The 13,225-nt window shown below is 61.0% G+C and carries 13 protein-coding genes; all 13 read right to left on the bottom strand.

Annotation, left to right across the window (positions count from 1 at the left end):
* Nucleotides 1–141: 141 nt before the first annotated feature.
* Nucleotides 142–2,265, bottom strand: a complete 2,124-nt coding sequence (locus tag IEW63_RS08205; RefSeq protein WP_229710402.1) for a hypothetical protein — start codon at nucleotides 2,263–2,265, stop codon at nucleotides 142–144.
* Nucleotides 2,266–2,281: 16 nt separating this feature from the next.
* The gene (locus IEW63_RS08210; RefSeq protein ID WP_188636143.1) at nucleotides 2,282–2,947 is read right to left on the bottom strand and encodes a PilW family protein; all 666 of its coding nucleotides are present in this window, start codon (nucleotides 2,945–2,947) and stop codon (nucleotides 2,282–2,284) included.
* Nucleotides 2,948–3,316 (bottom strand): PilV family protein, encoded by a 369-nt coding sequence (locus IEW63_RS08215; protein ID WP_188636144.1) that lies wholly within the window; start codon nucleotides 3,314–3,316, stop codon nucleotides 2,948–2,950.
* Nucleotides 3,297–3,734, bottom strand: coding sequence for a pilus assembly FimT family protein (locus IEW63_RS08220; RefSeq protein WP_188636145.1), 438 nt, complete (start codon nucleotides 3,732–3,734; stop codon nucleotides 3,297–3,299). The genes IEW63_RS08215 and IEW63_RS08220 overlap by 20 nt, the downstream gene beginning before the upstream one ends.
* Nucleotides 3,728–4,168, bottom strand: a complete 441-nt coding sequence (locus tag IEW63_RS14715; RefSeq protein ID WP_188636146.1) for a type IV pilin protein — start codon at nucleotides 4,166–4,168, stop codon at nucleotides 3,728–3,730. Before IEW63_RS14715 ends, IEW63_RS08220 begins: the two co-directional genes overlap by 7 nt.
* A gap of 169 nt (nucleotides 4,169–4,337) precedes the next feature.
* Nucleotides 4,338–5,228, bottom strand: a complete 891-nt coding sequence (locus IEW63_RS08230) for a hypothetical protein (protein WP_229710404.1) — start codon at nucleotides 5,226–5,228, stop codon at nucleotides 4,338–4,340.
* 6 nt (nucleotides 5,229–5,234) lie between these two features.
* Entirely contained in the window at nucleotides 5,235–6,122 is an 888-nt protein-coding gene (locus IEW63_RS08235) for a hypothetical protein (protein ID WP_229710406.1), read from the bottom strand.
* Nucleotides 6,123–6,129: 7 nt separating this feature from the next.
* On the bottom strand, nucleotides 6,130–7,020 hold the full coding sequence (locus IEW63_RS08240) for a hypothetical protein (protein ID WP_188636147.1): 891 nt from the start codon (nucleotides 7,018–7,020) through the stop codon (nucleotides 6,130–6,132).
* Between the two features lie 6 nt (nucleotides 7,021–7,026).
* Nucleotides 7,027–7,869 (bottom strand): hypothetical protein, encoded by an 843-nt coding sequence (locus IEW63_RS08245; RefSeq protein ID WP_229710408.1) that lies wholly within the window; start codon nucleotides 7,867–7,869, stop codon nucleotides 7,027–7,029.
* 56 nt (nucleotides 7,870–7,925) lie between these two features.
* Nucleotides 7,926–10,031 (bottom strand): lipase family protein, encoded by a 2,106-nt coding sequence (locus IEW63_RS08250; RefSeq protein WP_229710409.1) that lies wholly within the window; start codon nucleotides 10,029–10,031, stop codon nucleotides 7,926–7,928.
* 69 nt (nucleotides 10,032–10,100) lie between these two features.
* Nucleotides 10,101–10,931: a hypothetical protein gene (locus tag IEW63_RS08255; RefSeq protein ID WP_229710410.1), complete on the bottom strand. Its 831-nt coding sequence runs from the start codon at nucleotides 10,929–10,931 to the stop codon at nucleotides 10,101–10,103.
* A complete protein-coding gene (locus IEW63_RS08260; protein ID WP_188636148.1) occupies nucleotides 10,928–11,791 on the bottom strand; it encodes a DUF4123 domain-containing protein in 864 nt (287 codons plus the stop codon). The genes IEW63_RS08255 and IEW63_RS08260 overlap by 4 nt, the downstream gene beginning before the upstream one ends.
* Nucleotides 11,779–13,225 (bottom strand): type VI secretion system tip protein TssI/VgrG (tssI, locus tag IEW63_RS08265; RefSeq protein WP_188636149.1); only part of this gene is annotated, 1,447 nt, incomplete at its 5' end. The genes tssI and IEW63_RS08260, both read right to left, overlap by 13 nt.

Here is a 13,225-nt window from a genome sequence, read left to right on the forward strand (position 1 = left end):
GATTGGGGTTGTGTGTAGACGCCCCAACCCCGGGGCGATCGCGGCTTTTTCTGTAGGAGCCCCGACCCCGGGGCGATTGGGCTGCGCAGCAGCCCCGTTCCAAACCGCGCCCCTCCAAACCGCGCCCCTCCCATCAACCCCCTACAAATACCGCCCCCACTGCAACCACGCCGCCCCCGGCGTCACCTCTCCCCCCACACCACCGCCACCCCCACCCCCGGTCACCGGCACCAACCCACCCGACGGGTCATAGCGATCCCGGATCACCGCAGGCACCCGGAGATTGATCACCGTACTGGCACTCATCTGATTCACCACCGACCCATTGTTACGCTGCGCCAGCGCCGATATATACCCATGCAGCCGCGCATTGCCCGCCGTACTGAACAGATTCCCCGCCCGCGTCACCCCAAACACCGTCCGCTGCACATCAATATCCCCACCGATATAAACACTCCGCGAGCAGCCATTGATATTCCCCAGCGGGCAGCTCCCCGCCATCAGCGCGTAATTGCCCAATCCCCCATGGGCCAGATGGTTGTAACCCGACCGACAGAACTCCCGAGGCCGCAGGCGGTACGCCGCGTTGTTGCACACCCCCAGCGCCGTGTGCCCCTCCGCCGTAATCCCGTGCGGCCCGGCATAGTTCAGCGCAAACACCGCACCGCCGGCGCTGCTCACCGTCAGGTTGCCGGTGGCGATGAAGGTATTCGTATAGGTGCCATTTCCGATCACCAGGTCCCCGTCGAACAGCACCACCCCCGGCGCATGATGGTTGCCGTCCAGCGTCCAGGCTCCGCTGCGATAGGTCACCAGCGCCGCGCCGGCATGGGATCCATGCCCGGTCTGGGCAAGGCACTCGCCGGCCGTCTCATCCCGCCGCGACGGCGCGTTATTGTTGATGCACAGATACCCGGCCACGGTCCGGCTGGTCCAGTATGGATTGCCCGGATCGATGATATTGGCGGTGCGATAGAAATAGCCGTTACGCCGCACTTCCGCAGGATTGGCCGGGTCGTCCCAGTCACGAACGCCTTCCACCCCCTGCACTTTCACCCGCACCACTCCATTTACCCAGGAATAGATATAGTTGGCAGCCGAGCGGTAGGCGTTGGCATCGAACACCTCAGGCTGCACTTCCACCGGCGGCACTGGCACCAACGGCACCGGAGCGGTCGAACGGGTCGCCACACCCCGACAGCTGGAGTTGTTGGTGAAATTGCCGCCATAGGTGGCCGAATTCCAGGTCGGCGAGCAGCCCACCATCAGCAGGTCGCCTTCGGCCTGCACTCGCCCGACACTGGCGGTGCTGTTGAACTCCACCGCACCCTTCGAATAGATGTTGGCGATGGTCGGGCTCGGCCGGGTACGCACACCGAAGCCAGGCGCCATCGAGCACCACTGCACCGCACCCGGCGCGCACTGCGCCACACCCGACGGCTTGTTCGCAAGCGCGCGGATGTCTCCATGCTTACCGCCGGCCACCTCCACCGAACCATTGGCGGTAATCAGATTGCTGTTGATGGTGTTGGCCAGACAGGCGTTGCGCGTGGCCTTGACCTCCTGCACGGTGAAACTGCCATTGCTCACCAGCACGTCACAGTTGGCGTGCATTTCACGGAAATCGCTGGCCGAGCCACCGACAAACCGGATCGAACGGGTGGAGCGGATCACATCAATACCACCCGTGGACAACCCACCCATGCTCACCTCGCCATCCACGGTGATCTCGTAACTCTCCCCCGGGTCGGTCAGCACCTGCATCGAGCCGGTGATATTCAACCCATCCCGGAACACCACCACCTCTCGGCTCGGCGCCGGCGGCGCCCCCTCCCCTTCGCCCGGCGGCCGTATACGATAGACCGTCTCCAGGGTACTGGTGGCGGCCGCCCGCGAGCCCGCCGCCGAAGTGGCACGGATATGCAGCCGCAGGTCGACGCTGTCCGGCTGGCTGGCATCATATTCCGCCAGCGACAGTTCCACGCCCTCCAACCCCGACAGCTCCAGCGCCCCACTCTGACTGCGCAGTGCCTGATCCAGCGCCTGCCAATCGTCCGCCGACTGGACCACTTCCTGCAGATACCCCTGAAAGGCTTCCGCCGCCAGCCAGGCACGCTGCTGGGCCATGGTCTGCGCATGCAGACTGACGGACATTTCCTGACTCGACCGCAGCTGGGATACCCCCACCAGCGTGGCTGAGGTCAGCGACAACCCGAGCAGCACCACGGTCAATACCGTTGCGATCCCCCGTTGGCCTCTACGCATGTTCACGACCGGGCCCTCATCTGAAGTTGACCAGACAGGCGCTGCTCACCACGGGCACCGACTCGGTACCCGCCGCATCAGCCCCCACCGGATGACGGGCATGCATGCGCGCCCGCAGCAGCCCCTCGCCCGCGACGCCCAGCGCCTGACAGGGCTCCTGCACCAGCTCCAGGGCGGTAAAGCCACCGTCCAGCGTGCCGGGATCAAACAACACACGCCGCTGCGCCACCGGCCAGGCCGCCCCGCTCAGCCCGCCACCGCACGCCTGCGGCGGAAGATATTCGAGCCCTCCGGCCGCCGTCACATGCAGCCCGGCACAGCGCAACGCACCATCATCAACCCGCCACAGCAGCACCGCGCCCGTCCCGCTGGCGGCGCAGCTGCCGCCGCGCAACTGACCACCGGGGGTACTGGCTGCGCAGATGCCGACATCCGTACCGGGCGCTGCGTCCTCGATACCGAACCCCGCCTCCTGCAGATAACCATGGGCCGCCAGCAACGCTGCCGACCTGTCGCCCGACAGCCGCGCATAGGCCGCCGACTCGGTGGTGGTATGCATGACCGTCCGGTACAGCGCCATCATCCCCAGCACCGCCAACAGCGACACCAGCAGCCCGATCATCAGGCTGATCAGGGAAATACCCCGCTGCCGTGCAGCCCCTCGCCCACTCACAGGCATCATTCAATACCCCAGCTCGAAACGGCCATCCCCGCCGACCAGCTGAGCCGGATCACTGGTCACCGACAGCCGCGCCGCCTCCACGCTCACCACCCGCTCCACGCCTCCTACCGAGATCCGCACGTTCACCGTCTCGCCCTGCCGCGCAAAGCCCATTTCGCTGCCCGCCACCGGCACCGAACTCACGCCAGGCTCCGCCAGCATCGCCTCGCGCAGCCCGAGCAGCACCTGATTCTCGGTCGTGGCGTAACGCTGCACCGCCAGCGACTGCACCGTCACATGGGCCAGCCCCAGCCCGGTGATGGCAATCAGCAAAACGCTGATCAACGCCTCCAGCAGAGAAATGCCCCGCTCACTGAAAGGTGTGGACATCGGTCATGCCTCCCTTGGCCAACTGCACCGACACCGGAGCAGCCAGCTGGCCACGGTTGTTCAACAGGATGGGAAAGGGTCCGGTCAGCGCCACGCCGCTGGGCAGCGTGCTGCGCCAGAGCGGGTCAGTACAGGGACCGGAGGGCAGCCGGCAGACACGCAATTGCCGGCTGGCAGCGTCATGCACGATGCGCGCCGCAGGGTCATCCCCCACCGCCCCGCCTTCATTGCGCAGGGCCACCGCCCGGGCATGGCCGAACGCCTGGTTGAGCTGGCCGGACGCCGCATGCAGATCCGAGCCCGCCCCCCAACTTGAAGTAAGCGGCGTAGCCGCCATTGCCAACAGCCCGACGATCAGCAACACAAGCGCCAGCTCGATGAGCGACAGCCCCAGCTGCCTGCGAGCCCGGATCACCATGAGGTAAACCCGCAGCCCGCCGTCGCCGTGCGCTGGTTCTCACCGTCCAACGTCAGCACACAGCCGCTCAGGTTGCCGCTGCCGGTGGCCTGCAGCCGCCAGGGGTTGCCAGCAATATAGGAATGGGAAAAATCCCCCTGGGCAGGGCTCCACTGTGAGAAGGCCGCCTTCACCGCAGCCGTCCCGCTTATGTTGGACGTCGGATAGGCCAGCGTACGCTGAAAGCGCGCCTCCACCGCCGCCGCCAGCCCCACCAGGTCCGCAGCCGCTGTCTTGGCCCGGCTCTTCTGTATGTACCCCTGATAGGACGGCAGCGCAATCGCAGCCAGAATGCCGACAATGGCCAGCACCACCATCAGCTCCAGCAGCGTCAGCCCGCGCGAGCGCCCCGGCAAAGCTCGCCGCGACCGCAAACGCAGCGTTGATTGGGCCATGACTCAGACTCCAGTACCAGCTAGAAAACAGCCGTCCCTGGGTGGAAATCCATGGTCGATGACAGGCTTGTTAATAAGCGCCGTCAGAGGTTGTGACAGCGGGAGGGGGGAAGAGTCTCAGGGAATTGCCGGGTCAGACGGTGCTTCATTTCGCTCCGTCATTGGAAAGTCACTCCTTGCAGTTGGGATAGACGGTGCATTCTTTTCCGCCCATTGAGAAAGTTCTGAATGTCGGCGGGTTTCTGCACCACACCCATGTGCCCTCGGGTGTTTCCTCCTCAGCACAAGGCTTCCATCCCTGCGGAAATTTAATCCAGGTTTCATCCATGGCGGGCTCTTCCTCCGGATTCACCCGCAGATCCAGCCGTACCGTCTTGCCTGCCAGCTCATCCCGCCCCAGCACCGCACCAACCGAACGACGCTTGGCAAAGTCCGGATCGAGTTGCCAGTGCTCGTCCGGCTCGGAGCAACTCAGCAGCTTGCTCAGTTCAAGTTGCAGCTTGCTGATCTGAAACAACCAGGTGCAATAGCCGCGGACCGTCAGACTACCGTCGCTGTTGAACGGCGGCGCTTGCTCCGGGCGGCTATCAACAATCGCAAGACCGCCATGGGCGGCATCATCCTGCCAACGTTGCTGGCCATAGCGACCAATAAACTGCAAAGCCACCCGCCGCAGCGTCCCGTTACACAACCCGATGTGGCAGGTCAGCGGAATATCCATGCTGAAGTCTGCGGGATGATCATGGTAGGGGGTCGTGTACTGGGTAATGAGTTCGCGGGTGACCTCTTCGCCCTGACCGATGCTGTATACCTGACAGCGCTCGGGGTTGTCCGGCGAGAAATAGGCAGTAGCCCGAATCGAGAAATGCGCTGGCAACTCCCCTGTCAGGGTAAAGCGTTCACGCCCTTCCCTCTCGGTCAGGGACAACACTGCTTCCTTGGCCAGTGAGCCGGTCAGGGTGCAACCACCTAGGAAGGCCATGGACAACGACAGGATCAGCGGTTTCCCTTTGCGCAGCACTAATGGCTCAGCGCCCTTTCCGGAGGTCGTATCAGTCATCCCTGGTTACTCCTTGCAATTGGGATAGACGGTGCATTCCTGATCACCCATCCTGAATGTCTTGAACACTGGGGGAGACTGGCACCGCTCTGACGACTCAGTGCCCTGACACGGTTTCCATCCTTTCTCGGTTTGTATCCACCTGCGATACATGGAAGGCTCTTCTTCCGGATTAACCCGCAGATCCAGCCGTACCGTCTTGCCCGCCAACTCATCGCGCCCCAGCACTGCACCGACCGAACGACGCTTGACAAAGTCCGGGTCGAGCTGCCAGTGCTCGTCCGGCTCGGAGCAACTGAGGAGCTTGCTTATCTGCCCTGACCAGGCTCTGGCCTTGCTCAGTTGAAACAACCAGGTGCAATAACCACGGACCGTCAGAGTACCGTCGCTGTCGAACGGTGGCGCCTGTTCCGGACGGCTATCAACAATTGCAAGCCCGCCATGGGCGGCATCATCCTGCCAACGTTGCTGGCCATAGCGACCAATAAACTGCAAAGCCACCCGCCGCAGCGTCCCGTTACACAATCCGATGTGGTATGTCAGCGGAATATCCATGCTGAAGTCTGCGGGATGATCATGATAGGTGGTCGTGTACTGGGTGATGAGTTCCCGGGTCACCTCTCGCCCCTGGCCGATGCTGTATACCTGACAGCGCTCGGGGTTGTCCGGCGAGAAATAGGCGGTGGCCCGAATCGAGAAATGCGCAGGCAGCTCGCCAGCGAGAGTAAAGCGTTCACGCCCTTCCCGCTCGGTCAGGGACAGCACTGCTTCCTTGGCCAGTGAGATGGTCAAGGTGCAGCCACCGAGGAAGGTCATGAACACCGACAGGATCAGCAGTTTCCCTTTGCGGAGCACTAATGGCTCAACGCTCTTTCCGGATGTCGTATTAACCATCCTAGGGTTACTCCTTGCATTTGGGATAGACGGTGCATTCCTGATCACCCATCTTGAATGTCTTGAACACTGGGGGAGATTGACAACTTATCCAGCCTCCTTCCCGAGGTAAGCAAGGCTTCCAGCCTTCTGGAAACTTGATCCAGGTATTCCGGTAAGCCGGGGTTTCTTCCGGATTAACCCGCAGATCCAGCCGTACCGTCTTGCCTGCCAACTCATCCCGCCCCAGCACCGCACCAACCGAACGACGCTTGGCAAAGTCCGGATCAAGTTGCCAGTGCTCGTCCGGCTCGGAGCAACTGAGGAGCTTGCTTATCTGCCCTGACCAGGCTCTGGCCTTGCTCAGTTGAAACAACCAGGTGCAGTAGCCGCGGACCGTCAGAGTACCGTCGCTGTCGAACGATGGCGCCTGTTCCGGACGGCTATCGACAATCGCAAGCCCGCCATGGCCAGCATGATGCTGCCAGCTCTGCTCTCCATAACGCCCTCTGATCAACAAGGCGACTTGCTGCAGCGTCCCATTACACAACCCGATGTGGTAGGTCAGCGGAATAGCCAGGCTGAAGTCGGCCGGATGATCATGGTAGGTGGTCGTGTACTGGGTAATGAGTTCGCGGGTTACCTCTTCGCCCTGACCGATGCTGTATACCTGACAGCGCTCGGGGTTGTCCGGCGAGAAGTAGGCGGTCGCCTGAATCGAGAAATGCGCAGGCAGCTCGCCAGCGAGAGTAAAGCGTTCACGCCCTTCCCGCTCGGTCAGGGACAGCACTGCTTCCTTGGCCAGTGAGCTGGTCAGGGTGCAGCCACCGAGGAAGGTCATGGACACCGACAGGATCAGCAGCTTCCCTTTGCGGAGCACTAATGGCTCAGCGCCCTTTCCGGAGGTCGTATCAGTCATCCCTGGTTACTCCTTGCAATTGGGATAGACGGTGCATTCTTTTCCATCCATTGAAAAAGTCCTGAATGTCGGCGGGTTTCTGCACCACACCCATGTGCCCTCGGGTGTTTCCTCCTCAGCACAAGGCTTCCATCCCTGCGGAAATTCAATCCACGTCTCGCGCATGGCAGGTCGCTCCTCCGGATTAACCCGCAGATCCAGCCGTACCGTCTTGCCCGCCAACTCATCGCGCCCAAGCACTGCGCCAATCGAGCGACGCTTGGCAAAGTCCGGATCGAGTTGCCAGTGCTCGTCCGGCTCGGAACAGCTGAGCAGTTTGCTCAGTTCAAGCTGCAGCTTGCTGATCTGGAACAACCAGGTGCAGTAGCCGCGGACCGTCAGAGTGCCGTCGCGGTCGAACGGTGGCGCCTGCGCCGGCCGGCTATCAACAATTGCAAGCCCGCCATAGGCGGCATCATCCTGCCAGCGTTGCTGGCCATAGCGACCAATAAACTGTAAAGCCACCCGCCGCAGCGTCCCGTTACACAACCCGATGTGGTAGGTCAGCGGAATATCCATGCTGAGGTCGGCCGGACGGTCATGGTAGGGGGTCGTGTATTGGGTAATGAGTTCGCGGGTCACCTCTTCGCCTTGGCCGATGCTGTATACCTGACAGCGCTCAGGGTTGTCCGGAGAGAAATAGGCAGTAGCCCGAATCGAGAAGTGCGCTGGCAGCTCGCCAGCCAGGGTAAAGCGTTCACGCCCTTCCCGCTCGGTCAGGGACAGGACAGCTTCCTTGGCCAGTGAGCCGGTCAGGGTGCAGCCACCGAGCAACGCCAGTGAGAGTGGGAGAATCAGTTTTCTTATCATGATGTATGCCGTAGCAGGGCGACGACAGCCTGCCCAATCAGGGCGTCAGCCGAAGCTCAGGCGTAATCCGGCGCGCGATGGCCGGCCCTCTGAACCAACCACTGCGCTTGTCTGATCTCCGCCAGCTGCAACCACTCATCCAGTAACCGAGGCAATTCCTCATGCACAACCTGGTCGCCGAACAGGTCCTTTGCAGTGATCAGCCGCTCGGCTTGGGCAACCAGTCGTCGCTCTGCCCTGTACAGCTGGGCCCGCTGCTGTTCGCGCTCGGCCCGCGCCTTGTCCACCCCATCAAAGTAAGCATGGCGACGCTGGGTTTTGTTCATGTTATAGAAACGGGTGTCATAGCGCCTGCGCACCTCACGCTCGAACTCCTGGAAAGTGTCAGCGTCCCACGCGGCAAGGTGCTGCTTGAGCCGTTGCAGCTGGGGCTGCAATTCGGCCTGCTCCTCTGCGGTAAACAATGCGCCCCCACGCTCCAGGCTGGCATGCCAGCGCAGCAGATTGGCCAGCGCTGCGCGGGTATAGGATTTGCTTATGGAGTGATCCGGCACTTGAAACAACTGGTAAACAAAGTTGCTGCGCGTGGGCATATCGTACTCAATAGCCAACTCTGCCGCGCAGGCTGCGCTGGCATTCTGTTCGATAGCTTCACAGCCAGGCTGCCAAAGTACCGAAGCAGCAATGCCGGCACCGGGCTTGCGTGGCATGAAATGATATTGTTCGCCGTGATGCTGGTAGCCATCCCCTTTCAGATTGACCAAGCCGGCCAACAATATCGCAATCCGTACATGAGGCGCTCCCAGGGAGCCGAGCAACATCGCCGCACCGGGAACGGCCAGCCTCCACTCTGCATCCAACCAGGCGAAAGGTACTCCAGGAACCGGGTCGTTATGGTTTACCAGCCGGTGGTGAACCAGATCCTTTGCGCTTTCGACAAAGGTGGTATTGCCGGCACGGGGAGCACCGAAGGTGTAGAGTACAACCGAAGGCGAGCCCGGCAGTCTTCTCAACCAGTCCGCGAGCAAGAGAGCAATGGCACCGCCGAGACTATGGCCACAGACAATAATGGTATGAGCACTTGTTAAAAAGCCCTCCAAGTATCGCTCTATGAACTCTTTTACCGCTACGAATGCACCATAAAACCCCCGATGAACTTCACCCTCAAATTCATCCGCAACAATCTGTCGCGCATCGAAATCCCTCAGCCAATCCTGCAGCCCCTCAGTACCCCGCACGGAAATCAGGATCATTCGATCATTGTGAGTGACAAAGGCTTGGGTATGGGTTTTACGGTCGTGCAGAAAATGAATACTTTCTGGAGTTGCACCGCTTTTTTGTTGAGCGTAACGTTCGGGATCATATGGCACCACTTCCAGGCGCTGGGAGTAAGCCACCTCCTCGTATAAAAGATGCTGCTGCCCCCTGTTGAACAAAGTAGCCTTTTGCTGTGTAGCCAGCTGCTCACGCAGTACATGACCAATGCTGCCCGGCACCTGATAAGGTGGCGGCTTGGGCTGGTAGGTGTCGGAGGGTTGCTTCTCACTGAAAGGGGCGTATACCAGATCGCTCATCACCGCCAGATGATAGGCGTTCAGAGCACTGAATTCGGGGGATAGAGAGAACAGCGGTCGATAGGCGCGCAGCGCCTTGACCTCCAGCACATGATGCTGGTTCGGCTCCAGGGCGATACCAGGCACATTCTCCCCTTCCATACCGGGCATGGCGGCTTTCAGAATAGCACTGGGACGTGGCGTCCAATGCTCGTCCGGATCAGGAAGATGCTTGTTGGCTGCCACAAAATCGCTGACTTCCACTCGAAAGAATCGCGCGTTCTCTTCCAGAGCCCGCTGCTCTGCCATCCAGGTTCTGCCATCAGATCGGCGGGGGCCTATAGAGGTTTGTTCGGCAGCTACTTGCAGATCTGAAATAGGGAGGGGATAAGCCTTACGGTCGATGAGTGTTTCGTACCACCTATCACGGCCAGAATAATCGGCAACAACAGACAACAACATAGCACCGGAGTACACCCCAACAAATCGCGCAAACCCTTCGCCATCCAGTTCAGCGAAGTATTCCTGTCCTTGCGAGTCACGCAAAATCACAGACAACCCACTATATTTTTCTGCTTGGCCAAATTCATCCACCAAGCGGATGCTCACCCATTGAGTTCTTTAGGGGCATGCCAATTGCTCAACAACATTCCCATATGTTGTATTAACCATCCCTGGTTACTCCTTGCAATTGGGATAGACGGTGCATTCCTGGTCACCCATCTTGAATGTCTTGAACACCGGAGGAGACTGGCACCGCTCTGACGACTCAGTGCCCTGACACGGTTTCCATCCTTTCTCGGTTTGTATCCACCTGCGATACATGGAAGGCTCTTCTTCCGGATTCACCCTCAGATCCAGCCGTACCGTCTTTCCTGCCAGCTCATCCCGCCCCAGCACTGCGCCAACCGAACGACGCTTGGCAAAGTCCGGATCGAGTTGCCAGTGCTCGTCCGGCTCGGAGCAACTCAGCAACTTGCTCAGCTCAAGCTGCAGCTTGCTGATCTGAAACAACCAGGTGCAGTAGCCACGGACCGTCAGACTACCGTCGCTGTTGAACGGTGGCGCTTGCTCCGGCCGGCTATCGACAATCCCAAGACCGCCATGGTCAGCATGATGCTGCCAGCTCCGCTCTCCATAACGCCCTCTGATCAACAAGGCCACTTGCTGCAGCGTCCCGTTACACAACCCGATGTGGTAGGTCAGCGGAATATCCATGCTGAAGTCGGCGGGATGATCATGGTAGGTGGTCGTGTACTGGGTAATGAGTTCGCGGGTCACCTCTTCGCCCTGACCGATGCTGTATACCTGGCAGCGCTCAGGGTTGTCCGGCGAGAAGTAGGCGGTCGCCTGAATCGAGAAATGCGCGGGTAGCTCGCCTGCCAGGGTAAAGCGTTCACGCCCTTCCCGCTCGGTCAGGGACAGCACACCTTCCTTGGCCAGTGAGCCGGTCAGGGTGCAACCACCCAGAAACGCCAGTGAGAGCGGGAGAATCAGTTTTCTTATCATGATGTATGCCGTAGCAGGTCAACGACGGCCTGTCGGCAGCGTTGATAATGTTGGTCGGGTGTCTCTCCCTCTCTGCCGGTCCAGAAACCGGACTGAGCCAGATCAGAGTCAAGTTGGTGAGTCAGCAGAAATTCCAGTTGCTCGCTTTGTCCCCAGCCCCATTCGTTCGCGGTCTCCAGCTGACTGTCCAGCCACTCCATGAGCGGCCTGGCACTTGCCAGGCGAGTCGTTGCCTGAGGATGCTGCGCCCATAGCCAGTCGTATGCGTTCTTATGCTGTATGTTCCTGGCAACCTCCGGTGGCTCGGGCACGTCCAGCCATGGTTGCCCCTGCGCTGCGGCATGATGCGCGGGAGCTGCGTTCTCCGTTATCAGCCAGGCATCACCGGCCCAGCATAAAGCGGATTCAAGCGGCCCCAACAGCAACGGAATCTGCGTGACTGACAGGGCGGAAAGATGATGGGCGATCACCCGGTTATCCTGAAAACGGTAAAGCGCCTTGCCCGACGGTCCTTCAATCAACAAGCGCTCCCGCCAATGATTGGCAAGGTCCATCAACGACAACCCGGAGGCGCTGGCCAGCCATCCCCAGTTACGCTCCGGCGCTTCCCACAAATGGGATAACGCAACGGAGTGCTGCGCAGAGACTTTTATCAACCAGGGCCCGATATCAGCTAACTCATCCCATTCGGTTCCGCTGTAGAGGTTGACGTACTCATCCATGACATCCGCATTAAACAGCTCAGGGATCGGATCGGGCTCTGCGAGCCGGTCGATCATCAAAAACAGGTCCCGCCCAGCATGTTGTTGCTCAGCGAGCCAGTTAACAGCGGGTTCAGCGATTCGTGTCAGAGCTGACATGCGCCCTCCATGCAGGTTTCACACACCGGGCAACGGCTGGCACCCAGTGAGCGGGCCATGCGTGCCAAGTCACGCTGCGCCGCGGCCAATCCTGTAGTTGTGTTTTCGGTAGACGGTGCTGCCAACTGTCGGCCGGTCAGCGCCTCGCCAGCCATGATCGCCGCTTCGGGCAGGAGAACTCTGGCGCCGCTGCCTTTGCCCGGGTTCCCTCCTGCGTTCTGCCGAATGGTTGGCCCCACGACCGTCACCCCAGCGGGCGTGATGCGGATAAAGCTGCCGCCTGCGCTGAGTGTCAGCTCGCTATCCGCTTCGATCACCATTTTCTGCCCGGCCTTCAGGTGTATCTCGCGGCCGGCTTTGGTCAGCTGGGCGACGCCGGCCTGAAGATGCTGGCTTCCGGCGACGGTCAGATGATCATCGGCCTTGATTTCGGTCTTGCGGTCGGCGTGGGTGGTGTGGTGTTCCTCGGCCAGGTTTTCAGTATAGCGGTTGGCTTCGATGTGTTCGTGGCGTTCGTTGCCGACACGGATTTTCTGGTCGTGCTGGATGTTCTGTTCCCAGTCGCGCTGGGCGTGGATGAAGATCTGTTCCTCGCCGGCCCGGTCTTCGATCCGTAGCTCGTTGAAGCCGTTGCCGCCGGGGCTGCTCAGGCTCTTGAAGACGGTTCGGGTCTTGTGCTCGGGCAGGTCGTAGGGCACCGGGTGGGCGCTGTTGTACAGGCAGCCGGAGACCAAGGGCTGGTCCGGGTCGCCTTCGAGGAAGCTGACCAGGACCTCCATACCGATGCGCGGGATGGTGACGCTACCCCAGTGGTTGCCGGCCCAGTTGCTGGCGACTCTTAGCCAGCAGCTGGTGTTGGCGTCGGCCTGGCCTTCGCGGTCCCAGTGGAACTGGACCTTGATGCGGCCCTGATCGTCGCAGTGGATTTCTTCGTTGGCAGGGCCGGTGACCACGGCGGTCTGCTGGCCCAGCATCCGGGGTTTGGGGTGGCGCAGGGCTGGGCGGTGCGGGGTGTCCCAGGGGGTGGCCTGGAAGTGGTTGCGGTAGCCTTGGGTGAAGGCTGTTTCCCCCTCCCCCTTCGCGGGAGGGGGAGAATAATCGGTGTCCGCCGATTCTGCGCTGGTTATGGACTCTTCCAGAACCTGGGGTTGTTTGCCTTCATGGTGGATCTCGGTAATCAGCCAGAGGTCGTTCCAGCTGTCGCGGGGGTGGCCCTGGAGTTCGATGAAGTGGCCGCTGCGCAGGGTCGGTTGGTCGCTGTGGGCAGTGGCTAGGTGGTAGTCGCTGCGGTGGCGTTCGAGGCTGCGCTGGGCCAGGTGCTTGCCGCGGCTGCGGTCGGTGAAGCGGCCGGGGTAGTCGTAGTCTTCCAGGTCGGGCAGTTGTTCGGCCCGGGCCTGGCTTTCCAGCTGCAGGCGGGCCTTGTTGGGGTCGTAG

It is taken from the genome of Halopseudomonas pertucinogena, from assembly GCF_014646575.1.
In the GTDB taxonomy this organism is placed as follows: domain Bacteria; phylum Pseudomonadota; class Gammaproteobacteria; order Pseudomonadales; family Pseudomonadaceae; genus Halopseudomonas; species Halopseudomonas pertucinogena.